This is a genomic window from Pseudomonas sp. BGA-UO-ETr-WB11, assembly GCF_059567785.1.
This window is the reverse complement of record NZ_JCAQOS010000003.1, coordinates 144,321-169,509: the sequence shown is the minus strand read 5'-3', so window position 1 is coordinate 169,509 and position 25,189 is coordinate 144,321. Positions and strand designations below refer to the sequence as shown.

Annotated in this window: 26 protein-coding genes and 2 tRNA genes; 15 read left to right on the top strand and 13 right to left on the bottom strand. The window is 61.8% G+C overall.

From position 1 onward, the window contains the following. Window positions 1-99 precede the first annotated feature (99 nt). From AC56DI_RS02265 to AC56DI_RS02250, 4 genes are all read right to left on the bottom strand, one after another. Entirely contained in the window at window positions 100-570 is a 471-nt protein-coding gene (locus AC56DI_RS02265; protein WP_496344754.1) for a hypothetical protein, read from the bottom strand. Window positions 571-692: 122 nt separating this feature from the next. Next, window positions 693-1,166 (bottom strand): protein-export chaperone SecB, encoded by a 474-nt coding sequence (gene secB, locus AC56DI_RS02260; protein ID WP_496344753.1) that lies wholly within the window; start codon window positions 1,164-1,166, stop codon window positions 693-695. Window positions 1,167-1,213: 47 nt separating this feature from the next. Continuing rightward, window positions 1,214-1,468 (bottom strand): glutaredoxin 3, encoded by a 255-nt coding sequence (gene grxC / locus AC56DI_RS02255; protein ID WP_496344752.1) that lies wholly within the window; start codon window positions 1,466-1,468, stop codon window positions 1,214-1,216. Between the two features lies 1 nt (window position 1,469). Continuing rightward, window positions 1,470-1,883 carry a rhodanese-like domain-containing protein gene (locus tag AC56DI_RS02250; RefSeq protein ID WP_496344751.1) on the bottom strand — a complete coding sequence of 138 codons (414 nt, stop codon included), beginning with the start codon at window positions 1,881-1,883 and terminating at the stop codon, window positions 1,470-1,472. Window positions 1,884-2,025: 142 nt separating this feature from the next. Between AC56DI_RS02250 and gpmI the strand changes: the two genes are divergently transcribed. The 3 genes from gpmI to AC56DI_RS02235 all read left to right on the top strand — a co-directional run bounded on the left by gpmI (window position 2,026) and on the right by AC56DI_RS02235 (window position 6,298). Then, the gene (gpmI, locus tag AC56DI_RS02245; RefSeq protein WP_496344750.1) at window positions 2,026-3,561 is read left to right on the top strand and encodes a 2,3-bisphosphoglycerate-independent phosphoglycerate mutase; all 1,536 of its coding nucleotides are present in this window, start codon (window positions 2,026-2,028) and stop codon (window positions 3,559-3,561) included. Between the two features lie 106 nt (window positions 3,562-3,667). Further along, complete coding sequence (locus AC56DI_RS02240) at window positions 3,668-4,915, top strand: murein hydrolase activator EnvC family protein (protein ID WP_496344749.1); 1,248 nt, start codon at window positions 3,668-3,670, stop codon at window positions 4,913-4,915. Between the two features lie 48 nt (window positions 4,916-4,963). Further along, window positions 4,964-6,298: a S41 family peptidase gene (locus AC56DI_RS02235; RefSeq protein WP_324520300.1), complete on the top strand. Its 1,335-nt coding sequence runs from the start codon at window positions 4,964-4,966 to the stop codon at window positions 6,296-6,298. 55 nt (window positions 6,299-6,353) lie between these two features. Here AC56DI_RS02235 and AC56DI_RS02230 read toward each other — a convergent pair whose 3' ends face one another. The 6 genes from AC56DI_RS02230 to hisB form a co-directional block, all read right to left on the bottom strand. Then, window positions 6,354-7,103 (bottom strand): substrate-binding periplasmic protein, encoded by a 750-nt coding sequence (locus AC56DI_RS02230; protein WP_496344748.1) that lies wholly within the window; start codon window positions 7,101-7,103, stop codon window positions 6,354-6,356. A gap of 45 nt (window positions 7,104-7,148) precedes the next feature. After that, complete coding sequence (hisF, locus tag AC56DI_RS02225) at window positions 7,149-7,919, bottom strand: imidazole glycerol phosphate synthase subunit HisF (RefSeq protein WP_324520302.1); 771 nt, start codon at window positions 7,917-7,919, stop codon at window positions 7,149-7,151. Between the two features lie 10 nt (window positions 7,920-7,929). After that, window positions 7,930-8,667 (bottom strand): 1-(5-phosphoribosyl)-5-[(5-phosphoribosylamino)methylideneamino]imidazole-4-carboxamide isomerase, encoded by a 738-nt coding sequence (gene hisA / locus AC56DI_RS02220; protein WP_324520303.1) that lies wholly within the window; start codon window positions 8,665-8,667, stop codon window positions 7,930-7,932. A gap of 38 nt (window positions 8,668-8,705) precedes the next feature. Then, window positions 8,706-8,966: a DUF2164 domain-containing protein gene (locus AC56DI_RS02215; protein WP_496344747.1), complete on the bottom strand. Its 261-nt coding sequence runs from the start codon at window positions 8,964-8,966 to the stop codon at window positions 8,706-8,708. Continuing rightward, complete coding sequence (gene hisH / locus AC56DI_RS02210; protein ID WP_496344746.1) at window positions 8,967-9,605, bottom strand: imidazole glycerol phosphate synthase subunit HisH; 639 nt, start codon at window positions 9,603-9,605, stop codon at window positions 8,967-8,969. A 267-nt stretch (window positions 9,606-9,872) separates the two neighbouring features. After that, window positions 9,873-10,466, bottom strand: a complete 594-nt coding sequence (gene hisB, locus AC56DI_RS02205) for an imidazoleglycerol-phosphate dehydratase HisB (protein WP_324520306.1) — start codon at window positions 10,464-10,466, stop codon at window positions 9,873-9,875. 126 nt (window positions 10,467-10,592) lie between these two features. Between hisB and AC56DI_RS02200 the strand changes: the two genes are divergently transcribed. Continuing rightward, window positions 10,593-10,991, top strand: coding sequence for an acetyl-CoA sensor PanZ family protein (locus AC56DI_RS02200; protein WP_496344745.1), 399 nt, complete (start codon window positions 10,593-10,595; stop codon window positions 10,989-10,991). Here AC56DI_RS02200 and AC56DI_RS02195 read toward each other — a convergent pair. Then, on the bottom strand, window positions 10,985-12,208 hold the full coding sequence (locus AC56DI_RS02195) for a sterol desaturase family protein (protein WP_496344744.1): 1,224 nt from the start codon (window positions 12,206-12,208) through the stop codon (window positions 10,985-10,987). The genes AC56DI_RS02200 and AC56DI_RS02195 overlap by 7 nt on opposite strands. 272 nt (window positions 12,209-12,480) lie before the next feature. Between AC56DI_RS02195 and AC56DI_RS02190 the strand changes: the two genes are divergently transcribed. The 11 genes from AC56DI_RS02190 (at window position 12,481) to AC56DI_RS02140 (ending at window position 23,378) form a co-directional block, all read left to right on the top strand. Then, entirely contained in the window at window positions 12,481-14,694 is a 2,214-nt protein-coding gene (locus AC56DI_RS02190; RefSeq protein ID WP_496344743.1) for an AsmA family protein, read from the top strand. Further along, window positions 14,691-15,758, top strand: coding sequence for an A/G-specific adenine glycosylase (gene mutY / locus AC56DI_RS02185; RefSeq protein WP_496344742.1), 1,068 nt, complete (start codon window positions 14,691-14,693; stop codon window positions 15,756-15,758). Before AC56DI_RS02190 ends, mutY begins: the two co-directional genes overlap by 4 nt. Then, window positions 15,755-16,027, top strand: a complete 273-nt coding sequence (locus AC56DI_RS02180; RefSeq protein ID WP_324520311.1) for an oxidative damage protection protein — start codon at window positions 15,755-15,757, stop codon at window positions 16,025-16,027. The genes mutY and AC56DI_RS02180 overlap by 4 nt, the downstream gene beginning before the upstream one ends. Before the next feature lie 89 nt (window positions 16,028-16,116). Next, a tRNA-Phe gene (locus AC56DI_RS02175) sits at window positions 16,117-16,192 on the top strand. Between the two features lie 323 nt (window positions 16,193-16,515). After that, window positions 16,516-17,289 carry an ABC transporter ATP-binding protein gene (locus AC56DI_RS02170; protein ID WP_496344741.1) on the top strand — a complete coding sequence of 258 codons (774 nt, stop codon included), beginning with the start codon at window positions 16,516-16,518 and terminating at the stop codon, window positions 17,287-17,289. A 14-nt stretch (window positions 17,290-17,303) separates the two neighbouring features. After that, window positions 17,304-18,056, top strand: coding sequence for an ABC transporter substrate-binding protein (locus tag AC56DI_RS02165; RefSeq protein ID WP_496344740.1), 753 nt, complete (start codon window positions 17,304-17,306; stop codon window positions 18,054-18,056). A gap of 52 nt (window positions 18,057-18,108) precedes the next feature. Beyond that, complete coding sequence (locus tag AC56DI_RS02160; protein ID WP_496344739.1) at window positions 18,109-18,804, top strand: ABC transporter permease; 696 nt, start codon at window positions 18,109-18,111, stop codon at window positions 18,802-18,804. Continuing rightward, the gene (locus AC56DI_RS02155; RefSeq protein ID WP_496344738.1) at window positions 18,801-19,490 is read left to right on the top strand and encodes an ABC transporter permease; all 690 of its coding nucleotides are present in this window, start codon (window positions 18,801-18,803) and stop codon (window positions 19,488-19,490) included. The genes AC56DI_RS02160 and AC56DI_RS02155 overlap by 4 nt, the downstream gene beginning before the upstream one ends. 59 nt (window positions 19,491-19,549) lie before the next feature. Next, window positions 19,550-20,785 (top strand): methyltransferase, encoded by a 1,236-nt coding sequence (locus AC56DI_RS02150; RefSeq protein WP_496344737.1) that lies wholly within the window; start codon window positions 19,550-19,552, stop codon window positions 20,783-20,785. A gap of 267 nt (window positions 20,786-21,052) precedes the next feature. Continuing rightward, window positions 21,053-21,128 (top strand) — tRNA-Thr (locus AC56DI_RS02145). 231 nt (window positions 21,129-21,359) lie between these two features. Beyond that, window positions 21,360-23,378 (top strand): peptidase U32 family protein, encoded by a 2,019-nt coding sequence (locus AC56DI_RS02140; RefSeq protein ID WP_496344736.1) that lies wholly within the window; start codon window positions 21,360-21,362, stop codon window positions 23,376-23,378. Between the two features lie 24 nt (window positions 23,379-23,402). Here the strand turns inward: AC56DI_RS02140 and AC56DI_RS02135 are convergent, their stop codons facing one another. Together AC56DI_RS02135 and AC56DI_RS02130 are read right to left on the bottom strand one after the other, a co-directional pair. Then, window positions 23,403-24,089, bottom strand: a complete 687-nt coding sequence (locus tag AC56DI_RS02135) for a metallophosphoesterase family protein (RefSeq protein ID WP_496344735.1) — start codon at window positions 24,087-24,089, stop codon at window positions 23,403-23,405. A gap of 61 nt (window positions 24,090-24,150) precedes the next feature. Beyond that, window positions 24,151-25,167, bottom strand: coding sequence for an Lnb N-terminal periplasmic domain-containing protein (locus AC56DI_RS02130; protein ID WP_496344734.1), 1,017 nt, complete (start codon window positions 25,165-25,167; stop codon window positions 24,151-24,153). Between the last annotated feature and the right edge of the window lie 22 nt (window positions 25,168-25,189).

Sequence of the window (25,189 nt, the reverse complement as noted above, 5' to 3'; positions counted from 1 at the left end):
CGTAGGGCGCTTCCTTTTGTCGCAGCCAGACTCAGATGTTGCCAGCAGTCTGCACGCGCGCCAGTTCTTGCTGATATATCGCACCCCAAAAAGCCAAAATCAATTTGCGTTAACAATGTGTGGGATCAGCGGCCCAACAAATAAGTCCCCCCAAACACATTTGGCAACGTTCCTTTTTTCACCAGTCTTAAGCCAACCTACAGGAATTTTCTGCCCAGGGCATATATCCAACATTGCCATATTGGCAGTTCTCGTAACCTCCCACACAACATTCGGGCCACGATAACCAGAAGTCCGACATACAACACCCGCATTTCCTGTACCAGTAACAAGAAATCCAGGCGGCAAGGTTTGATTTGAGCAGACGGTTACAACTCGCTTCCCTGAAGTATTAGTAATCTTCATCGCATACTTATCTCCACAAGTACCAGGTGAATTAAACACCCGGATCACCAACCAGTTGGCAGGCACTGGCTGCCCGGAACAAATAGTAGCGCTATCAAGAGCAAGAGCACTATGTGAACAGATCATCAACACTAAAGCCACCAACACACCACGAATCGAAATCATAAATTAGCTCCTTTAAGTTATTTTCGACTTCCAACGACAAAAAAATTCACAGACATACAAATAACCTCTAACGCTCCAATACAAAAAAGATTATTTGTGAACCTATTTTATTAGCCAAGCTTTCAGGCGTTACCAGCGGCCTGCATACGACCCAGTTCCTGGGCGTACAGCGCATCGAAGTTCACCGGGGCCAGCATCAGGGCCGGGAACGAACCACGGGTCACCAGGTTGTCCAAGGCTTCACGGGCATACGGGAAGAGGATGTTCGGGCAGAAAGCACCGAGGGTGTGGCTCATGGCCGCGGCATCCAGACCGGAGATCAGGAAGATACCGGCTTGCTGCACTTCAGCGATGAACGCGGTTTCACCGGCGGTTTTCACGGTCACCGAGAGGGTCAGTACCACTTCGTGGAAATCGCCTTCCAACGGCTTCTGCCGGGTGTTCAGGTCCAGCTCAACGCTCGGGGTCCATTCCTGACGAAAGATCTCCGGGCTCTTGGGTGCTTCAAACGACAGATCCCGCACGTAGATACGCTGCAGGGAAAATTGCGGGCCTTGTGCTTCTTGGGCGGCGCCGGTGGTTGCTTGATCAGTCATGACAGAGCCTTATTGTTGATACACAGGTTGAGTGATGGAGTGGGTAATCAGCCTTTGAGCAGTGCGTCGAGCTTGCCGGCGCGCTCCAGGGCATGCAGATCATCGCAGCCGCCAACATGGGTGCTGCCGATCCAGATTTGCGGCACCGAGGTCTTGCCGGCCTTGCGCACCATTTCCGCCCGCAGGGCTGGTTCGCCGTCGACCTTGATCTCGTTGAACGCCACGCCCTTGTTGTTCAGCAGTTGCTTGGCGCGCATGCAGTAGGGGCAATAGTCGCTGGAGTAGATGACGACGTCGACCATCTCACTTCACCAACGGCAGATTTTCGCCGCGCCAGCTGGAGATCCCGCCGCCCAGCTTGGCAGCGGTATAACCAGCCTGCTGCAGCTCGCGGCAAACGGTGCCAGCGTGCTGACCGAGGGCGTCGACGACGATGATGGTCTTGGCCTTGTGCTTATCCAGCTCGACCATGCGCTCGGCGACTTTCTCGTAAGGGATGTTCAGCGCGTCGATGATATGACCGGCGGCGAAGTCCTTGTGTGCGCGCACATCAACAATCACGCCTTGCTCGCTATTGACCAGCGCAGTCAGTTCGCGACAGCTGAGGCTTTTGCCGCCACGCTGCAGCTCGGAAAAGATCAGCAGGGCCAACGCAACCGCGAAGGCACCGGTCAGCAGGTAGTGATTGGTGGCAAATTCAAGCAGATGAGCAAGCATCAATAAATTCCAGAACGCTTAAGATAGCGGCCAGTATACACAGCCCCCAAGGTCGGCCAAACCCCGCCGGACGGTGACTTGAACAGCATCCGGGATTAAAATGCCCGGCTACTTTTACCTCTCCACTACATGGGTCGTACTTATGCCTGCCACGCCAAAACCTCTGGTGCTGATCATCCTGGATGGCTTCGGTCACAGCGACAATCCCGAGTACAACGCCATTTATGCGGCCAACACCCCGGTTTACGACCACCTGCTCGCCACCCAGCCGCACAGCTTGATCTCCGGCTCCGGCATGGATGTGGGCCTGCCGGACGGGCAAATGGGCAACTCCGAGGTCGGCCATATGAACCTCGGTGCCGGCCGTGTGGTGTATCAGGACTTCACCCGAGTGACCAAGGCGATCCGTGACGGCGAGTTCTTCACCAATGCCGCCATCACTGACGCCGTGGATAAGGCCGTCGGCGCGGGCAAGGCCGTGCATATCCTCGGTCTGCTGTCGGATGGCGGCGTGCACAGTCACCAGGACCACTTGGTGGCCATGGCCGAGTTGGCCGCCCAGCGTGGCGCAGACAACATCTACCTGCACGCGTTCCTCGACGGCCGCGACACCCCGCCGAAAAGCGCCCAACCGTCCATCGAGCTGCTCGACGCTACCTTCGCCAAGCTGGGCAAGGGCCGCATCGCCAGCCTTAGCGGTCGCTACTTCGCCATGGACCGCGACAATCGCTGGGACCGTGTCGAGCAGGCCTACAACCTGATCGTCGAAGGCCAGGGCCAGTTCCACGCCGCCACGGCCCTCGAAGGCCTGCAGGCAGCCTATGCCCGTGAAGAAAGCGACGAGTTCGTCAAAGCCACCACCATCGGCGAGGCGGTCAAGGTCGAAGATGGCGATGCTGTGATCTTCATGAACTTCCGCGCCGACCGTGCCCGCGAACTCAGCCGCGCCTTTGTCGAAAGCGACTTTGCCGAGTTTCCGCGCTCGCGCCAGCCGCAACTGGCCGGCTTCGTCACGCTTACCCAGTACGCGGCGAGCATCAAGACCCCCAGCGCCTTCAAACCTGAGCCGCTGACCAACGTGCTCGGCGAATACCTGGCCAAGCAGGGCAAGACCCAGCTGCGCATCGCCGAAACCGAGAAATACGCCCACGTTACCTTCTTCTTCTCCGGCGGCCGCGAAGAGCCGTTCGAGGGCGAAGAGCGCATCCTGATTCCGTCGCCGAACGTCGCCACCTACGACCTGCAGCCGGAGATGAACGCACCGATCGTCACCGACCGCATCGTTGAGGCCATTGAGCAGCTGCGTTATGACGTGATCATCGTCAACTACGCCAACGGCGACATGGTCGGCCACACCGGGGTGTTCAGCGCCGCCGTGGCCGCCGTGGAATGCCTGGACACCTGCGTCGGCCGCATTGTCGCGGCCCTCGACAAGGTTGGCGGCGAAGCCCTGATCACCGCCGACCACGGCAACGTCGAGCAGATGGAAGACGAGTGCACCGGCCAGGCGCACACCGCCCACACCTGCGAGCCGGTGCCGTTCATCTATGTCGGCAAGCGCCCGCTCAGCCTGCGCGAAGGCGGCGTACTGGCGGACGTGGCGCCGACCCTGCTGACCCTGCTGGGCCTGCCGCAACCGACAGAAATGACCGGCAAATCGATCATCAGCTTCAGCTAACCCTGGCCAAGCCAAGAAAACGCCCCCTACGTCAAGTTGGGGGCGTTCTTTTTGTGCCATACCGCGGGCATACTAGGCCGTCGCCCATTCTGGTACCGCACTCCCCATGTTCCGCACCCTGACCGCCCTCCTGTTTGCCTGCCTGCTCAGCCCGGTAATGGCTGACCAGCGCGCCGAAACCCAGCAACAGCTGGATGCCGCGCAGAAAGACGTGGCCGAACTGAAAAAGCTGCTGGAAGCGATCCAGAAGGAGAAATCCGGGGTCCAGGGCGAGCTGAAAAAAACCGAAAGCGAGATGGGCCAGCTGGAGAAGCAGGTCAAAGGCCTGCAGCAAGAGCTGAACAAGAGCAACGAAGAGCTCAAGCGCCTCGACACTGAGAAAAAAAAACTCCAGCAATCACGCCTTGAACAGCAACGCCTGATCGGCATCCAGGCCCGCGCGGCCTACCAGGGCGGCCAGCAGGAATACCTCAAGCTGCTGCTCAACCAGCAAAACCCGGAAAAATTCTCCCGCACCCTCACCTATTACGACTACCTGAGCCAGGCGCGCCTGGAGCAGTTGGCCACCTTCAATGAAACCCTGCGCCAGTTGGCCAATGTCGAGCAGGACATCGCCAACCAGCAGAACCAGCTCAACGAGCAGAAAAGCGCCCTCGATGGCCGCCGCGAACAGCTGGCCGAAGCCCGCAAGGAACGCCAGCTGGCCCTGGCCAAGCTGAACAAGGACCTCTCCGCCCGCGACCAGAAGCTCAAGGCGCGCCAGCAGGAACAGGCGCAACTGGGCAATGTGCTGAAAACCATCGAGGCCACCCTCGCCCGCCAGGCCCGTGAAGCAGCCGAAGCGCGCAAGCTGGAACTGGCCGCCGAACAAGCCCGCCTCAAGGGGGACAAGGCCGGCCCAGGCGCCAATGGCCCGCTGGTGTCCAGCAGCGGCGCCACCTATGGCGGCAATTTTGCCAGCGCCCGCGGCAAGCTGCCGTGGCCGGTCGATGGCCGTCTGGCCGCGCGCTTCGGCACCGTCCGCGGTGGTGATGAGCGGACCAAATGGGACGGCGTACTAATAAGCGCCGGCGCCGGCAGCCAGGTACATGCCGTGCATGGCGGTCGCGTGGTGTTTGCTGACTGGTTGCGCGGCGCCGGCCTTCTGGTCATCCTCGACCATGGCAACGGCTACCTGAGCCTCTATGGCCACAACCAGAGCCTGCTGAAAGACGCCGGACAGATTGTCAAAGCCGGCGAAGCCATCGCCACCGTCGGCACCAGCGGCGGACAGAACACCCCGGCCCTGTATTTCGCCATCCGCCAGCAGGGTCGCCCCAGCGACCCGGCCCAATGGTGTCGCCGCCAAGGCTAGGCCCAGCCGAGCCGAGCCAAGCGCCCCTTATTCTGGAGTTAGTTCGACATGCCGCAGACTTTCCGCCCCACCTCACTGGCCCTCGCGCTCGCCCTGCTGATTGGCTCGCCGGCGCTGCTGGCCAGCGAAAAGACGGTGGAAAAGGTCGCAGCCCCTGCGCCGATCAGCGATGACAAGGCGCCGCTGCCGCTGGAAGAGCTGCGCACCTTCGCCGAGGTCATGGACCGCATCAAGGCCGCCTACGTCGAGCCGGTGGACGACAAGACTCTGCTGGAAAATGCTATCAAGGGCATGCTCAGCAACCTCGATCCGCACTCCGCCTACCTGGAGCCCGAGGCCTATGCCGAGCTGCAGGAAAGCACCAGCGGCGAATTCGGTGGCCTCGGTGTCGAGGTCGGCATCGAAGACGGCTTTATCAAGATCATCTCGCCCATCGACGACACCCCCGCCTCCCAGGCCGGCATCCAGCCCGGTGATCTGATCATCAAAATCGACGGCCAGCCAACCAAGGGCCTGAGCATGACCGAGGCCGTCGACAAGATGCGCGGTAAGGCCGGCAGCAAAATCCTTCTGACCCTGGTGCGCGAAGGCGGCCAGCCGTTCGACGTGGAGTTGATCCGCGCGGTGATCAAGGTCAAGAGCGTGAAGAGCCAGCTGCTCGAAGACCACTACGGCTACCTGCGTATCTCGCAGTTCCAGGTCAACAGCGGCGAAGAAGTCGGCAAGGCCCTGGCAGCCCTGAAGAAGCAGAACGACGGCAAAAAACTACGCGGCATCGTCCTCGACCTGCGCAACAACCCCGGCGGCGTGCTGCAGGCGGCCGTGGAGGTCACCGATCACTTCCTGAAGAAGGGCTTGATCGTCTACACCAAGGGCCGCATCGCCAACTCCGAACTGCGCTTCTCTGCCGACCCGGCCGACGCCAGCGAAGGCGTGCCACTGGTGGTATTGATCAACGGCGGCAGCGCCTCGGCCTCGGAAATCGTCGCCGGCGCCCTGCAGGATCACAAGCGCGGCGTGCTGATGGGCACCGACAGCTTCGGCAAAGGTTCGGTACAGACCGTGCTGCCGCTGAACAACGACCGCGCCCTGAAGATCACCACCGCGCTGTACTTCACTCCCAACGGCCGCTCCATCCAGGCCCAGGGCATCGTGCCGGACATCGAAGTCAGCCGCGCCAAGGTCACCCGCGAACAGGACGACGAGAACTTCAAGGAAGCCGACCTCGCCGGCCACCTGGGCAACGGCAACGGCGGCGCGGACAAACCGTCCAACGGTAAAGGCAAAGCCGCCGGCCAGCCACCAAGACCGCAAGACGACGACTTCCAATTGAGCCAGGCCCTCAACCTGCTCAAGGGCCTGAGCGTCACCCGCGGCGAGTAAATCGCAGAGGTAAAAAAACCGGGCTAGCCCGGTTTTTTTCTGCCGCCAAAACGCCTTAGAGGTAGCGTTTCTCCACCTCAGCGGCAAAGCCGTCGGCGCGCATGGCATCCAGCGCCGCCTGCAGTTTTTGCACCACGGCATCCGGGGTGTCTTTGTTCAGTGCCAGGTAGAGCTGGGCGCTGTCGAAACGCAGGACATTCTTCAAGCCGCTGATGCCTTGCTGCTTGGCCAGGTAACGACCGGCAGGATCGCCGGTGGCCCACAGGTCGATCTCGCCCTTCATCAGCTTCAGCGGGTTTTCCTGATCGCGCAGGGCGCTAAGCGGCTGCACGCCTTGCTTGTTTAGGTGTTCGGAGATGGCATCGCCCTTGTAGGCACCCACTTTGTAGGCCTTGGCCTCTTCCAAACTGGTCAGACTGATGGTGCTGTCGGCGCGCGCCAGCATCACCCAGTCATCCGGCCCCAGAGGCCCAACCCACTTGAAGTCATTCTCACGCTCGGGCAGGCGCGCAGTGCAGAACACCCCGTAACCTGGCTGCTCCAGGGCCATCTTGTAGATGCGCTCCCAAGGGAAACGCAGGGTCAGGCTGTAGTTCACCCCAGCGCGCTTGAACATCTCGCGCACGAGCTCAACGGCGATGCCGCTGATCTTGTCATCACGGGCGAAGTTCTTGCCTTCTGCCGCCATGTTGTAGGGCGGGAAGTTTTCCGTGAGCAATACCAGGCTGGCAGGCTCCTCGGCGCGCACAGCCGCAGTAGACAACAGGCTGACCGCGGTCAGGGCCAGCAGAAGACGTTTGAACATGGTTCGCTACCTTGTATTGAACAACCAATGAAACGGCAAAAGACCCTAGCGCACCACGATGCCGCGGCTGGCCAGATAGGCCTTGGCCTCAGGCACAGTGTATTCGCCAAAGTGGAAAATGCTCGCCGCCAGCACCGCCGCCGCCTTGCCTTCGAGAATGCCGGCGGCCAGGTGTTCGAGGTTGCCGACACCGCCCGACGCAATTACCGGGATTCCGACGGTCTCACTGATGGCGCGCGTCACACCGAGGTCATAACCGCTCTTCACGCCGTCCTGATCCATGCTGGTCAGCAGAATCTCGCCAGCGCCCAGGTCTTCCATCTTCTTCGCCCACAGCACCGCGTCCAGTCCGGTGGGTTTGCGCCCGCCATGGGTGAAGATTTCCCAGCGCGGGGTTTCACCGGGCTTAGAGACCTTCTTCGCGTCGATGGCCACGACAATGCACTGCGAGCCAAAGCGTGCCGCTGCTTCACCGACGAACTCCGGGTTGAACACCGCAGCCGTGTTGATCGACACCTTATCGGCGCCGGCATTCAGCAGGTTGCGGATGTCCTGCACGGTGCGCACGCCGCCACCGACGGTGAGCGGGATAAACACCTGGCTGGCCATGCGCTCAACCGTGTGCAACGTGGTGTCGCGGCCATCGACGCTGGCGGTGATGTCGAGAAAGGTAATCTCGTCGGCGCCCTGCTCGTCATACAGACGGGCGATTTCCACCGGGTCACCGGCATCGCGGATGTTCTCGAACTTGACGCCCTTGACCACCCGACCGTTGTCGACGTCGAGGCAGGGGATGATGCGTTTGGCCAGGGCCATAGTGGTGTCCTCAGCCTTGGTAGGCGTCGCAGAAGGCTTGCGCCTCGGCGACATCCAGGGTGCCTTCGTAGATCGCTCGGCCAGTGATGGCGCCGATGATGCCGGGCGCCTTGGCGGCCAGCAGGGTCTGAATGTCGCCGAGGTTATGGATACCGCCGGAAGCGATTACCGGAATCTTGGTGGCATTGGCCAGCGCAGCGGTAAAGCTCACGTTGCAGCCCTGCATCATGCCGTCTTTGGCGATGTCGGTATAAACGATGGCGGACACGCCGTCCGCTTCAAAGCGCTTGGCCAGGTCGATGACCTGCACGGTGCTGATCTCAGCCCAGCCGTCGGTAGCGACGAAACCGTCCTTGGCATCCAAACCAACAATCACCTTGCCCGGAAACGCCTTGCAGGCGTCTGTCACGAACTGCGGGTCTTTAACCGCCTTGGTGCCGATGATCACGTAGCTAACGCCGGCCTTGACGTAGGCCTCGATGGTTTCCAGCGAGCGGATGCCGCCGCCGATCTGAATCGGCAACTGCGGGTAGCGCTTGGCGATGGCGGTGACCACTTCGCCGTTAACCGGCTGACCTTCGAAGGCGCCGTTCAGGTCGACCAGATGCAAACGCCGGCAACCGCCATCCACCCACTTGGCTGCCATGCTCACCGGGTCATCGGAAAACACCGTGGAGTCGTCCATGCGGCCCTGGCGCAAGCGCACGCAGGCGCCGTCTTTCAGATCGATAGCGGGAATAATCAGCATCGGGTGAACCTGTTCAAGTCGATAAATGGGGTAACGGGTCAGCTCTTCTCGAGCGACCACACGTCGCTTTCGAGGCTGGCGAAGCGCTCGGACAGCAGCGCCTGCACATCGGCAACCGCTTTGTTGTAGTAGTGCGGGGCAATCTCGCTGCTGAACAGATCGAGCACTTCCTGCACCTCGAAGCTGCCCAGTTGCAGCTCGAAGCGCTCATCGAGAAAGCGCTTGAGCAACTGCAACGCGGCCTGTTCCTCACTGGCCTGCAGGCGCAGGATCGGCGCCTTCGCCTTGCCCCGGCTCATTTACCAGCGACCATTCCAGCTGGCGAAGTTCTGCAGCAATTGCAGGCCGTGGGTGTGGCTCTTCTCCGGGTGGAACTGCACGGCAAAACGCGAGCCTTCGGCCAGCGCCGCAGCGAAATCCTTACCGTAGTGCCCGCGCCCGGCCACCTGAGCCTGATTGCCGGCCTCGATGTAGTAGCTGTGCACGAAGTAGAAGCGCGCCATATCGGGAATGTCATGCCACAGCGGGTGCTCAATGCTCTGCTGCACCTGGTTCCAGCCCATGTGCGGCACTTTCAGCTGCTCGCCATCCTCAACCATGCCCTTGCCAAAGAAGCGCACTTGTCCGGGGAACAGGCCGATGCAATCGACACCGTCGTTCTCCTCGCTGCGCTCCATCAGCGCCTGCATGCCGACGCAAATGCCGAGAAACGGCCGGTCGGCACTGACTTCCTGCACCAACTGGTCGAAGCCCAGGCGCTTGATCTCGGCCATGCAATCGCGGATCGCACCAACACCGGGAAACACCACGCGATCGGCTTCACGAATCACCGCCGCATCGCTGGTCACCAGCACTTTGCCGGCGCCAACGTGCTCCAGCGCCTTGGCCACCGAGTGCAGGTTGCCCATGCCGTAATCGATTACTGCTACCGTCTGCATAAGAACCTGCCCGCCCAAAAATCATGCCCGCGTTGCAGCTCAAAAGCGTGCCAGGCAAGGCGTGGAACGCAGCCAATGGTTGTTCCATTGGCAAGTTCCACAACGCTGCATGGCGCGCTTTTGAGCGCAACCCTACGGGACGGGGCCGTTTTTCCGCAGCCCTGCGTTAATCGTCGTTCATTTGGAATAACCAAACTTCTCTCCTCTTGCCTTGCGCTGCGGAAAAACGGCCTCCGGCGCGGGCATGATTTTTGGGCGGGGCAGGTTCTATAGGCAACCCTTGGTCGACGGCATCTGCCCGGCCATGCGCGGGTCCAGCTCGATGGCCATGCGCAGAGCGCGGCCGAAAGCCTTGAACACGGTTTCGATCTGGTGGTGGGTGTTGGTGCCACGCAGGTTGTCGATGTGCAGGCTGACCAGGGCGTGATTGACGAAGCCCTGGAAGAATTCCTGGAACAGATCCACATCGAAGCCGCCGACCACCGCGCGGGTGAACGGCACGTGCATCTGCAGGCCTGGACGCCCAGAGAAGTCGATGACCACGCGCGACAGCGCCTCGTCCAGCGGCACATAGGAGTGGCCGTAACGGGTCATGCCCTTCTTGTCGCCGATGGCCTTGGTAAAGGCCTGGCCAAGGGTGATGCCGACGTCTTCGACGGTGTGGTGGTCGTCGATATGCAGGTCACCGTGACACTCGATATCCAGGTCGATCAGGCCATGACGGGCGATCTGGTCAAGCATGTGTTCAAGGAAGGGAACGCCGATGGCGAACCGCGCCTTGCCCGTGCCGTCCAGGTTGATCGAGACCTTGATCTGCGTCTCCAGGGTGTTGCGCTCGACGCATGCCGTACGTTCGGCCATCACCAGCTCCCAAAATTGGCTTGCGGAAAAGGTCGGCATTATAGGCGGGCCGAGCCTTTGGCGGCTACCGGCGACGGTCGGCCAGGTTTACACTCGCGCGCCATCCCGCCGTCCGAGGAGTCGCCCATGCCGGTTTACGTCGAATTTGTCCGCCAGCCCAGCGCCCAGGACCGCAGCGATCTGGCCAAGGTCTACGCCGATGCGCCGGCCTGGTTGCTGGCCCCGCACGCCGATGCCGACACCCTGATTGCCGTCGGCATCGCCAGCGGCAGGCTGATCGCCGGCCGCTTCAACGACCGCCTGCTGGGCGCCGCGTTGCTCGAACAGGGCGCAGATTGCTGGCGCCTGTCGCATTTGTGCGTGCGCCAGATCACCCGCCAGCGCGGCGTCGGCCGCCGCTTGCTGGATGAAAGCCAGCGCCTGGCCAGCGCAGCCGGCCGGCCTCTGCACCTCGCCGCCCCGGCCGGTCATCTGGAAAGCCAAGCCCTGGCCGCACGCACCGGCCTGCCGCTACAGAGCTACTGAGCCACCGCCCGAAATGGCGCGCCCCGCAGCAGATAGTGCAAACCGAGCAGGCTGCCCAGGCAAAACCCCGCCACCCCGACGCCGACCCACCACTGCGCCGGAGCCAGATAAGCGCCCCAGGCCAGTGCCAGCAGGGCCACACTCAGCAATCGCGCGGCTTCCAGACGCCACAGTCGGCGCCCCTCGAACAGTCGCCCCAAACTGATGCAACCAACCACGATCGCCACCGCCAGCAGCCAGGGCTCCCAGGCGGCAGCCCGTTTGACGCTGGCGAGAAAGGCCAAGGTCAGGGCGTTGATCGCCAGAAACTGAATAAACGCGTACAGCTTGAGGTTGGCCGGATAAGCGCAGTCAAAAACCTGCGCACCCATCTTCGGCCACGGCCGCTGGCGAACATCGGCCGGGCGCCAGCCGGTGGGCATCCACCACAGGCGCAACTTGTCCCACCATGAGTGAGTGGCCCGCGCATCGGCCCAGAGCAGGCGCCACCAACTGAGCTGCAGGCGCAGCGGATCGAAGCTGTTGACGGGCGTAGTCACCCCGTAGCGCACCGGCTCACGCTCCTCGGCAAAGGTGCCGAACAGCTTGTCCCAGACGATAAACACCCCGCCGTGGTTCTTGTCGATGTAGCAGTCGTTCTGGCCGTGGTGCACACGGTGATGGCTGGGCGTGACAAATATCTGCTCCAGCCAGCCCAGGCGCTCGATGTGCTGGGTATGAATCCAGAACTGATAGGCCAGCTGAATCCCCAGCAGGAGCAGAAACAACGGCAATGGCACGCCTAGCAGGGCCAGCGGTAAATAAAACGGCCAGTCGAAGGCGGTTTGAAAGGCGCCTTTGCGCAGTGCCGTCGACAGGTTGAAGTCTTCACTGGAGTGATGGGGTTGATGGGCGCCCCACAGCAGGTTGTAGCGATGCAGGCTGCGGTGCGCCCAGTAGAAGCACAGGTCCACCGCGACAAAGCCGCCCAACCAGACCCAGGGCGAGCCCGCATCCAGCTCCAGCACGCGCGCATGCTCATACAGCCAGGCGTACGGGATCAGCAGCAACAAGCGCAGCGGCCCCTCCAGCACCAGCCGCAGCACGGCACTGTTGATGCTGGTTACGCTGTCTGCCAGACGCCAGGTGTGACGCCCCGTGTGGCGTTCATAGGCGAGCTCCAACAGTATCAGCAGGATGTACAACGGCAACGCCATTACCGCGATATTCACGCTCATTTTGACCCGTACTCGACTTATTCTTGTCACCCAAGCCTAACCCCCACCGCCGTGATGCGCATGGCCGTAGCCGCCAAAGCGCGCCACCAAAGACGCCATCTCGGCCCATCTACCCGGCACAGGGAACCGCGCCAGCACTTCAAGCCTCCAAGGCTACTGACTCGCGGCCGCAAACCGTGGCCCGCGCATTTGCCATCTGTCGATGGTGACGCGCGCGGCCGACGGTATACTCGCGGCCTCACCTGTATGGCTCTCACCACAAGGATTCGTCCATGAAAGCGCTCGGCAAAGTTCTGGGTCTGATATTTCTCGGATTATTGCTGCTGGTTGTCGCCCTCGGCTTCGCCCTCACCCAGCTGTTCGATCCCAACGACTACAAGGACGAAATCCGCCAACTGGCCCGCGACAAGGCCAACTTGGAACTGAGCATCAACGGCGATATTGGCTGGAGCCTGTTCCCCTGGCTGGGCCTGGAGCTGACCGACACCACCCTGGCCAGCGCCGCCACGCCGAACCAGCCGTTTGCCGACCTGCGCCTGCTCGGCCTGTCGGTGCGCGTGTTGCCGCTGCTGCGCAAAGAAGTGCAGATGAGCGATATCCGCATCGACGGCCTCAACCTGACCCTGCAGCGCGACGAAAAAGGCCATGGCAACTGGCAGGACATCGGCCGCCCCGCCAAGCCCGCCAAAGCGCCTGATGCCGGTACCGCCCCCGCCAGCCCGACAACCGCTAGCAGCACTGAAGCAAACGCCAGTCAGCCGCTGCGCCTGGACATCGACAGCCTGACCCTGAGCAACGCGCGCATCGACTACCGCGACGCCAAAAGCGGCCAGCAGTACAGCGCCGAGAATATCCAGCTGAGCACCGGTGCCGTGCGCGAAGGCGCCAGCATCCCCGTGCAACTGAGCGCCTTCTTCGCCAGCAATCAACCCGTGCTGCGCGCCCGCGCCGAGCTGCAAGGCCAGCTGCGCTTCGACCGCGCCCTCAAGCGCTACCAGCTGGAAGACCTGAAACTGTCCGGCGAAGCCTCGGGCGAACCCTTCCAGGGCAAAACCCTGACCTTCGCCACCCAGGGTCAGTTGCTGCTCGACCAAGCCGCACAGATCGCCGAATGGAACGGCCTGAAGCTGTCGGCCAACCAGCTGCGCGCCCTCGGCGAACTCAAGCTGCGTAACCTGGACAAACAGCCGGCCCTGGAAGGCGGCCTGTCGATTGCCCAGTTCAACCTGCGCGAGTTTCTCGACGGCATTGGCCAGCCCGTACCGGCCATGAGCGACAGCAGCGCCCTGGGCAGCGTCGAGCTGGTCAGCCGCCTGCAAGGCAGCGCCAACAGCCTGACCCTGCAAGAGCTGACCCTGAAACTGGACGAGAGCACCTTTACCGGCAACCTGAGTGTCAGCGACTTCGCCAAGCAGGCCGTGCGCGCCCAACTCAAGGGCGACCGCCTGAACCTCGACCGCTACCTGCCGAGCACCAGCAAAGAAGGCGCCAGCGCCCGCCAGAACGAGGTGAAAAACACCCTGGCCGCCGCCGGCCAGGCCGGCACCACCGACCTGCCACAAGCCCCAAGCCAACAGGCCTGGAGTGAAGTCAGCCTGCTGCCCATCGAACGTCTGCGCCGGCTGGATGCCCAGTTCGACCTGAGCCTGGGGCAACTGACCCTGAAGCAATTGCCGATGACCACGGTCACCCTCAAGGCCAGCGGCAAAGACGGCCTGCTCAGCCTCAGCGAACTGCGCGGCGAGCTGTACAACGGCAACTTCAACCACAGCGCCAGCCTCGACGTGCGCCCGGACAGCCCGCAGTTCAAAGTACAGAAAAACATCAGCCGAGTGGACGCTGCCAAGCTGCTCAAAGCCCTGGGGCAAAAACCCACCATCACCGGCACCCTCGACCTCAATGCCGACCTGCAGACCCAAGGCAACAGTCAAAAGGCCTGGATCGACAACCTCAACGGCAAAGCCCACTTCAACCTGCGCGACGGCGTACTCAGCAACGCCAACCTCGAACAGCAACTGTGCCAGGCCATCGCCACCCTCAACCGCAAAAGCCTGAGCGGCGAAACCCGCGGCAAGGACACCGCCTTTGAGTCCCTCGGCGGCAACCTGACCATCACCAACGGCGTGGCTTACAACCCCGACCTCAAGGCCCGCATCCAGGGCCTGAGCGTGAATGGCGACGGCAGCCTCGACCTGCGCGTATTGGGCATGGACTACCGCGTCGGCATCATCATCGAAGGCGACAAGAGCGAAATGCCCGACCCGGCCTGCCAGATCAACCCACGCTATGTCGGCCTCGAATGGCCGCTGCGCTGCCGCGGCCCGCTGGAACTCGGCGCCAAAGCCTGCCGCGTGGACAAAGAAGACCTGGGCAAAGTCGGCGCCAAGCTGGCCACGGAAAAACTCGGCGAGAAGATCGAAGAAAAACTCGGCGACAAAGTCAGCCCCGAGCTGAAAGATGCCCTCAAAGGCCTGTTCAACCGATGACACCTGAGCACTTCGGCAACGCCGTACTCGACTGGTACGACCAGCACGGGCGCAAAGACCTGCCCTGGCAGCAAGGCATCACGCCCTACCGGGTGTGGGTCTCGGAAATCATGCTGCAGCAGACCCAGGTCAGCACCGTGCTTGGCTATTTCGGCCGCTTTATGGATGCCCTGCCCAACGTCCAGGCCCTGGCCGCCGCGCCGGTCGACGAAGTGTTGCACCTGTGGACCGGCCTGGGCTACTACACCCGCGCGCGCAACCTGCAAAAGACCGCGCAGATCGTCGTCGCCGAGCATGGCGCCGAGTTTCCCGCCTCAGTCACCCAGCTCACCGAGCTGCCCGGCATCGGCCGCTCCACTGCAGGCGCCATCGCCAGCCTGAGCATGGGCCTGCGCGCGCCGATTCTGGACGGCAACGTCAAGCGCGTGCTGGCCCGCTACAGCGCCCAGGAAGGCTATCCCGGCGAGCCCAAAGTAGCGGCACAACTGTGGGCACTGGCCGAACAGCTCACCCCCGCCGCACGGGTCAACCATTACACCCAGGCGATGATGGACCTCGGCGCCACCCTCTGCACCCGCAGTAAGCCCAACTGCCTGCTGTGCCCGCTGCAGCGTGGCTGCCAGGCGCACCTGCTGGGCCTGCAAAGCCGCTACCCGATTCCCAAGCCGCGCAAGGTCCTGCCGCAAAAAAGCACCCTGATGCCACTGCTGGCCAACCGCGACGGCGCCATCCTGCTCTACCGCCGTCCGGCCAGCGGCCTGTGGGGCGGCCTCTGGAGTCTGCCCGAGCTACTCGCCGGCGAAGAACTCGACGGCCTGGCCCTGCAGCACGGCCTCATACTCGGCGAACGCCAGGCCTTGCCGGCCCTGACCCACACCTTCAGCCACTTCCAACTGGCCATCGAACCCTGGCTGGTGCACGTCGAACAGGCCAGCAGCGCCGTGGCCGAGGGCGACTGGCTCTGGTATAACCTCGCCACCCCGCCGCGCCTGGGCCTGGCCGCACCGGTCAAAAAGCTGCTGAAACGCGCCGCCGACGAATTGAACGCAGGAGAGTTGTCATGACCCGCACCGTGAATTGCCGCAAGCACAAACAAGAACTGCCAGGCCTGGAGCGTCCGCCGTATCCGGGCGCCAAAGGCGAAGACATCTTCAACAACGTCTCCAAGCAAGCCTGGGACGAGTGGCAGAAGCACCAGACCATGCTGATCAACGAACGCCGCCTGAACATGATGAATGTCGAGGATCGCAAGTTCCTCCAGGGCGAGATGGACAAGTTCCTCTCGGGCCAGGAATACGCCCTGGCGGAAGGCTACGTGCCGCCCAGCGAGTAAGGCATTTGGGCGTAAGCGACGGTAATAGTTAAATATTTTCCAGCTCGCGCTTGACAGGCCAGCGCAAAATCCGTCTAATGCGCCCCGTTGCCCAGATAGCTCAGTCGGTAGAGCAGGGGATTGAAAATCCCCGTGTCGGCGGTTCGATTCCGTCTCTGGGCACCACTAATACCGAGAAACCCCAAGCGAAGTTAAATTCCTTGGGGTTTTTTATTGCCTGCAATCCCTGCTCACTGCCGCCAGCAGATGCAGAGTCGATACTCCCCGGCAACTCGCTGACGCATGCTCACAACCACAGACCAAGCCGCAACGGTCAGGATTTTGTGTTGGCGCGACAGCCAGCATTAGCGATGCGACAAGCTGTCACATGGCTGGCACTTAGCCCTGTTTGGCCGCTTGGCGCTCGCGGAAGCGCTATGCTAGCTTGACGCCTCGCCAGGAAGGCCAGCCCGCTGCCGGAGCGCATTCGAACAAGAAGAGGACACCCCATGGCCGAGGCCACGCCCGCGCTGGAAATTCGCAACCTGCATAAACGCTATGGCGATCTCGAAGTGCTCAAGGGCATCTCCCTGACCGCCCGCGACGGCGATGTGATCTCGATCCTCGGCTCGTCTGGCTCCGGCAAGTCGACCTTTCTGCGCTGCATCAACCTGCTGGAGAACCCTCATCAGGGCCAAATCCTGGTTGCCGGCGAAGAGCTCAAGCTCAAAGCCAGCAAGAATGGCGAGCTGGTGGCTGCCGACAACAAGCAGATCAATCGTATGCGCAGCGAAATCGGCTTCGTGTTCCAGAACTTCAACCTCTGGCCGCACATGAGCGTACTCGACAACATCATCGAGGCACCGCGCCGTGTATTGGGGCAGAGCCGCGCTGAAGCCACCGAAATGGCTGAGGCCTTGCTGGCCAAGGTTGGCATCGCCGACAAGCGCCACGTTTACCCCGCCCAGCTCTCCGGTGGCCAGCAGCAACGTGCCGCGATTGCCCGCACGCTGGCCATGCAACCGAAAGTGATCCTGTTCGATGAGCCAACTTCGGCCCTCGACCCGGAAATGGTACAAGAAGTGCTTAATGTGATCCGCGCGCTCGCCGACGAAGGTCGCACGATGCTGCTGGTTACCCACGAGATGAACTTCGCCCGCCAAGTCTCCAGCGAGGTGGTATTTCTCCACCAGGGGCTGGTTGAAGAACAGGGCTCACCCGAGCAGGTGTTCAACAACCCCAGTTCGGCGCGCTGCAAACAATTCATGTCCAGCAATCACTAACGGAGCTCTATCGCATGCAGAACTACAAAAAAATCCTGCTCGCCGCTGCCGCCACTCTGGCTTTTGGCAGCAGCGCTATGGCCGCCGAAAAAATCAAAATCGGCACCGAAGGCGCCTACCCACCGTTCAACCTGATTGATGCCAGCGGCAAACCGGGCGGCTTCGACGTCGACATCGGCATGGCCCTGTGCGCCCAAATGAAAGCCGAGTGTGAAGTCGTTACTTCCGACTGGGACGGCATCATCCCGGCCCTGAACGCGAAGAAATTCGACGCCATCATCGCCTCCATGTCGATCACCGAAGAGCGCAAGGCTGCAGTCGATTTCACCGACGCTTACTACACCAACAAGCTGCAGTTCATCGCCCCTAAAGGCGGCGACTTCAAAATCGACAAAGCTAGCCTGAAGGGCAAAGTGATCGGCGCCCAACGCGCCACCATCGCTGGCACCTGGCTGGAAGACAACATGGCTGACAGCGTAGAAATCAAACTCTACGACACCCAGGAAAACGCCTACCTCGACCTGACCTCGGGCCGTGTTGACGGTGTGCTGGCTGACAAGTTCGTCAACTGGGAATGGCTGAAGAGCGATGCCGGCAAAGGCTTCGAATTCAAAGGCGACCCAGTATTCGACAACGACAAGATCGGTATTGCCGTGCGCAAGGGCGACCCCCTGCAAGGCAAGCTGAACGAGGCACTGAAAGCCATCGTGGCTGACGGCACCTACAAGAAGATCAACGACAAATACTTCCCGTTCAGCATCTACTGATGCCTGACCGGCGCAGCCTCGCGGCTGCGCCGGCACCACGTAGTATCCCTTGATGACTCTCGACCTCTACGGCTTCGGCCCGGCCCTGCTGGCCGGCACCCTGATGACCATCCAGCTGGCGCTCTGCGCGCTTGCTCTGGGCTTGGTACTTGGGCTGCTTGGCGCACTGGCCAAAACCTCCCCAAACAAGTTTCTGCAATGGCTTGGCGGGACCTATTCGACCATCGTCCGCGGCGTACCCGAACTGCTCTGGGTACTGCTGATCTACTTCGGCACGGTCAACCTGATGCGCGAGCTGGGCACCCTGCTCGGTTATCCGGAGCTTGAACTCAACGCGTTTGCTGCCGGCGTCATCGCCCTCGGCCTGTGCTTCGGCGCTTATGCCACGGAAGTATTCCGCGGCGCGATCCTGGCGATTCCACGCGGTCACCGCGAAGCCGGCCAAGCCCTCGGTCTCTCTAAGGCACGCATTTTCTGGCGCCTCATACTGCCGCAAATGTGGCGTATCGCCCTGCCTGGCCTGGGCAACCTGTTCATGATCCTGATGAAGGACACTGCCCTGGTCTCGGTCATTGGCCTGGAAGAAATCATGCGCCGCTCGCAGATCGCCGTCAGCCTGAGCAAAGAGCCGTTCCACTTCTTCCTGATTGCCGCATTTATCTACTTGAGCCTGACTGTGCTGGCAATGACCGCCATGCACTTCCTTGAAAAACGCGCCAGCCGCGGCTTCAAACGGAGCGCCTCATGAACTGGGAAGTGATCTACAAATTCCTGCCCAAGCTGCTGGAAGGCGCCTGGCTGACGCTGGAGCTGGTGGGCATCGCCGTAATCGCCGGCCTGATCCTCGCCATTCCACTGGGCATCGCCCGCGCTTCCAAGCATTGGTATGTGCGCGCCCTGCCGTATGGCTACATGTTCTTCTTCCGCGGTACTCCGCTGCTGGTGCAGCTGTTTTTGGTCTATTACGGCCTGGCCCAGTTCGACGCCGTGCGCCAGGGGCCGCTGTGGCCGTACCTGCGCGACCCATTCTGGTGCGCCATCATCACCATGACCCTGCACACCGCGGCCTACATCGCAGAGATCCTGCGCGGCGCCATCCAGGCCATTCCACCGGGCGAACTGGAAGCAGCGCGCGCCCTCGGCATGTCGAAAACCCAGACGCTGTTCTGCATCACCCTGCCCCGCGCCGCACGCATCGGCATGCCGGCTTACAGCAACGAAGTGATCCTGATGCTCAAGGCCAGCTCCCTGGCCAGCACCATCACCCTGCTGGAGTTGACCGGCATGTCGCGCACCATCATTGCTCGCACGTACCTGCCAGTAGAGATTTTCTTTGCCGCCGGCATGTTCTACTTGGTGATTGCCTACGCCATGGTCCGCGCCTTCAAAGTGCTGGAGCGGCGTCTACGGGTGGACGCCTGCCAGGGTCGTTGAAACCCCGGGCGCCTGGCGCCCAGGACTTTTCTTCATCCGCAACAGGCTGACTACCCGCGATGCCCACACCCCTGAGTGGTTCCGTACTGCGCCAGCGCTTCGTCGCGCTGGATGCTTTCCTGCTCGCCCACCAGGCGCTCTGGCGACCCAAACCCTTCACCCATCTGCACCTGCCCTGGGAAAACCAGCACCGCTCATTGGCCGACTGGCTGCGCGCGCGCTCACTGGCGCAGGCCGAGGCTGAGCATAACCACCCCGAGCAACTGGCGGCACCAGCGCCCTTCCCGGAGCTGGCGCAGCAGGCCAGCGCACTGAGTGCCGTCGGTGCCTTGCCCAGGACCACGCGTAAAACGCCGCCGGCGCGTCTCAGCGTCGATGTGCCGGGGCGCAAATGGCAACAGATCGACGCCTTCGCCAGCAGCCTGCAATTTCGCCAGCCCACTCGGCATTGGCTCGACTGGTGCGCCGGCAAAGGCCACCTCGGCCGCCTGCTGACGCAGGACGGACAAAGTCTGCGCTGCCTGGAGTACAACGCCGAACTGGTTGAGGCCGGCCAGCGCCTCAGCCAGCGTCACGGCATCACGGCCGAGCACCGCCTGCAAGACGTCCTCTGCGCCAGCACCGCCAACCACTTGCAGGCCATGCACAGCCCTGTGGCTCTGCACGCCTGTGGCGACCTGCATGTACGCCTGTTGCAACTGGCCAGCCACACGGGCTGCCTGCAACTGGCCGTGGCACCCTGCTGCTACAACCGCATCCAGGGCGATAGCTACCAAGCCCTTTCAACCGCGGCCCAAGCCTCGATCCTGCGACTGTCGAAAGACGACCTCGGCCTACCCCTGAGCGAGACAGTCACTGCCGGCACCCGCGTGCGCCGCCTGCGTGATCAGTCCATGGCCCGCCGCCTGGGCTTCGACCTGCTGCAACGAGAACTGCGCGGCATTGATGAGTACCTACCTACACCTTCACTGCCACCGGCTTGGCTGGACAAAAGCTACGCCGACTACTGCTGCGACCTGGCCGCCCTGAAAAACCTGCCCAGCCCATCGGCACGAGACTGGCTCGCCCTCGAAGCCCGTGGCTGGCAACGCCTCGCCGAAGTGCGCAACCTAGAACTGCTGCGCAGCCTGTTCCGCAGACCATTGGAACTCTGGCTGGTACTCGACCGCGCCCTGTATCTGCAAGAACAAGGCTTTCAGGTCACTCTGGGCACCTTCTGCGCCGCCCAACTGTCACCCCGCAACTTATTGCTGCTCGCCGAGCGGGATGCAGTTGCCCACAAAAGCTGTGGATAAGTGTGTGGATGAACGCTGGGCAACTCACGCAAAAGCCCACCAGCCATGGCCTGCGGCTTTTTGCGCACTTTCCAACCAAGAATAAAAATTCAATTAAAACAATGAGTTGAAAATATGCGCAGATTCCAGCGCAAGAGGGCCCACACCCGCACTCGCCCAACGCATTTTGTGCATAACCTTCCTGACCCCACCCACAGCACGCATTTACACCAGTAGAAACAAAGGTTTACAGCCGTCGGCAAATAGCTATAATCACGCCCCACAAATGCCGGTATAGCTCAGTTGGTAGAGCAACTGACTTGTAATCAGTAGGTCCCGGGTTCGACTCCTGGTGCCGGCACCATACGAAACACCGAAAAGGCTCACCGCAAGGTGGGCCTTTTTTGTTTCAGCGCTGCGCACCCGACGCTAGCGCCTCCACCGGCCGAGTATCTGCCAGGCGGTCGATGTTTTTCCGCCGATTGAACTGCGCCATGGCGCCGCGATTCCTTTAAAATCGCCGCCTCTCCATTGCCGGCCCTGGCGTGCGTTGCGCCGCTGGATCGTCCCTTGCCCACGGTTGAAGCTGATCATCATGTCCCTGCCCAAGCACCACCTCGAACTGCTCAGCCCGGCGCGCGATGCCGCTATCGCCAAGGAAGCCATCCTGCATGGCGCCGATGCCGTGTATATCGGTGGGCCGAGCTTCGGCGCGCGGCATAACGCCAGCAACAGCGTGGCGGACATTGCCGGCCTGGTGGAGTTTGCCCACCTGTTCCACGCCAAGGTGTTTGTCACCATCAACACCATCCTGCATGACGACGAGGTGGAGCCGGCGCGTCAGTTGATTCACCAGCTCTACGACGCCGGCGTTGATGCGCTGATCGTGCAGGACATGGGCATTCTCGAGCTGGATATTCCACCGATTGAACTGCATGCCAGCACCCAGACCGATATCCGCACCCTGGAAAAAGCCAAGTTCCTGGCTCAAGCAGGCTTCTCCCAGTTGGTGCTGGCCCGCGAGTTGAACCTGGAAGAAATCCGCACAATCAGCAGCAACGTTGACTCGGCCATCGAGTTCTTTATCCACGGTGCGCTGTGCGTGGCATTTTCCGGGCAGTGCAACATCTCCCACGCGCAGACCGGGCGCAGCGCCAACCGGGGCGACTGCTCGCAGGCCTGCCGCCTGCCGTACACCCTGAAGGACGACCAAGGCCGCGTGGTGGCCTATGACAAGCACCTGCTGTCGATGAAGGACAACAACCAGACCGCCAACCTGATTCACTTGGTGGATGCCGGCGTGCGCTCGTTCAAGATCGAGGGCCGCTACAAGGACATGAGCTATGTGAAGAACATCACCGCTCATTACCGTCAGGAGCTGGATGCGATTCTTACCCAGCGCCCTGAACTGGCGCGCAGCTCCAGCGGACGCACCGAGCACTTCTTCACCCCGGACACGGAAAAGACCTTCCACCGCGGCAGCACCGACTATTTCGTCAGCGACCGCAAGATCGACATCGGCGCGTTCGAGTCGCCCAAATTTGTCGGCTTGCAGGTGGGCGAAGTGCTCAAGGTCGGCAAGCACGATCTAACCGTACAAACCACTGAGCAGTTGAATAACGGTGACGGCCTCAACGTGCTGATCAAACGTGAAGTGGTGGGCTTTCGCGCCAACACTGCCGAGCAACTGGCTCAGTTTGAACAGGACGGCGTAAACGTGTGGCAGTACCGCGTGGTGCCCAACGAGATGCCGGCCGAGCTCAAACAGCTGCGCCCGCAGCATGTGCTCAACCGCAACCTCGACCACAACTGGCAGCAGGCGCTGTTGAAGACCTCCTCCGAACGCCGCGTGGCGGTCAGTTGGCAGGCCCGATTGAGCGAGGCGCAGCTGTGCCTGAGCGTCACCAGCGAGGAGGGGATTTGCGTTGAGGTCAGCCTCAACGGTCCGTTCGGCCCAGCCAAGGATGCCGAGCAGGCCCGCGCCCAACTGAGCGACACCCTGAGCAAGCTGGGCACCACGATGTATTACGTCACCGCTGTGCAGATCGATGCGCCGCAGGCGCTGTTCGTGCCTAACTCGCAACTCAAGGCCCTACGCCGCGAGGCCATCGAGGCGTTGACCGCTGCACGAATTGCAGGCCACCCGCATGGCAGCCGCAAGCCGGTCAGCGTGCCGCCGCCGGTGTACCCGGAGTCACACCTGACCTTCCTCGCCAACGTTTACAACGACAAGGCGCGGGCATTTTATCAGCGCTATGGCGTGCAACTGATTGATGCCGCCTACGAGGCCCATGAGGAAGCCGGCGAGGTGCCGGTGATGATCACCAAGCACTGCCTGCGTTTCTCCTTCAACCTGTGCCCCAAGCAGGCCAAGGGCGTTACCGGCGTGCGCACCAAGGTGGCGGACATGCAGCTGATTCACCAGGACGAAGTGCTGACCCTGAAGTTCGACTGCAAGCCGTGCGAGATGCACATCATCGGCAAGATGAAGGGCCACATCCTCCATCAGCCACAACCCGGCAGCGCCGCCAGCTCGGGCGGCATGGTTGGTTACATCAGCCCTGACGACCTGCTCAAGACCATCAAGCGCAAGCCAGCCAACAAGCCGCACTGATGGCGCTGCCACGCTAACCGAGGCTTAATCCAGCTCGCCGGCCCGCAGCACTTGGCCGTGCATGTCGGTGATGCCGCGCAGGCCGACGCCGAAGGTGGCGAAACCCAGGCGCTGGCGGTGGCTGCGGTAGTCCAGGCGGTCATGATGATGGCCATGGAAGACCGTGCGCACACCAAGGCTTTGGCCCAACTCATCAAGCACGCTGAAGCCATGGGGATGGGCGCTGGGCGCCTCATGGGTCACCAGAATGTCGGCCTGGGTGCTGAACAACGCGGCCAGGTCGCTGGGGAAGATGGTGCTGCGGTGCTTACGCGGCACCCCGTCGCGCCACAGATTGCCCTTGCCGCAACGCGTCGAAAAGGCCTGCGGTGTCAGGTAATTCCACGGCTGTGGCGGCATCCATACCTGCCCGCGAAACACCCCGCCCAGGCCGGCCACTCGCACGCCAGCAATCTCCACCACCCGGCCATGCAGGTTTCTGTCGGCCAGTTGCGAGCCAAACAGGTTGTCGTAATAGAGGTCGTTGTCGGTGTCGTGATTACCGTGGATAAACCACACCTCGGTGAGATCAAGAATGCTCGCCAGCTCAACGTCCAGCGGTCGCCGGGCCTGAATATCGCCCAGCAACACGATGGCCGCAGGACGGTGCAGCATGACGGCATCGAGCACATGGCCGAAGCGCGTATGGGGATCACCGAAGAACAGGATCACCTGGCGGCCCCGCTCAATGGCTGGAGCATCAGAGCGGCCTGCGCATGGCGCCGAACCGTCATCATGGGGTAGCGGCCGGCACCCGGATCAGCCGGGAAAAGTCATCCGCTTCACCAGCCGCCAGCGCCCGCGGATTGAGCAGGGCCTTGCGCTGCAACTCGGCAAACGGCAGGCCGTCGTCATGCACAAGCCCTTTCTCGTAGAGGTATTCCGGCACATAGCCGCTGGCCAGAATCTTCCAGCTGAAGGGCACATGCTGCGGATTGACCCGCGCACTCATCCAGATACCGGTGGTGCAATTGGTGGTCAGTGAGTTGTAGAACTCGGGGTGCTGCTTAAGCGCATTGATGCGCTGCATGTATTCAAGAAACAATTGCCGACCACTGCCCGCGGGCGCCTGGAGGCGATACAGGTAGGTCTGCTCGGGCGGGTCTTGGCGGTAGTTGGTGCGCAGCTTGATCACGTCGCGCTCATCGGCCACCACATAGAACAATTCGTATTGGCGGAAGAAGCCCTTGAGCGTCGAGTAGGCTTCGTGTTTTTCCTTGCGCGTTTCAATCGAGATGGCCAGGTGCTTGCCATCGGCAAAGGCAAAACTGAGAAACACATGGGCTATGGCCGGCCCCATCCAGTAGGACGCGATCAGGTCTACGCCCTGCAATTGGCTCAGGTCGAAATCCTGGTCGTAATAGGCCGGCTGGTAGTCGTACTCGCTGCGGTAGGAAAAATTGCGGATGTTGTGCACCCGCACCCGCTCGCCCGTGATGGTCGCATAGGGCAGCACGGCGACATCGGCTTGCCAGTCACGCTCGTTGGAGGGTTCCAGGGTCTGCCACCACAGCAGAAAACCGCCGAGCGGGAGCAGATAGACCAGCAGCGCCGGCCGCCGCCAGCGTCGCGAGAACAGGCCGAGCAAGGCCACCAGTGAGCACAGGGCAAAAGCGCCGGCCAAAGCCAGGCGTAGGCCACTCTGCACGCCGGTCAGCAGGATCGCCAACGTCCCCCAGATGGCAAAGGCGCTGATGGCCAGACCAAGCAGGCAGAGCGCAACGAGAGCGGTAAGGCGCTTCACGGACATAGGGGCAACTCGGGCAATAAGG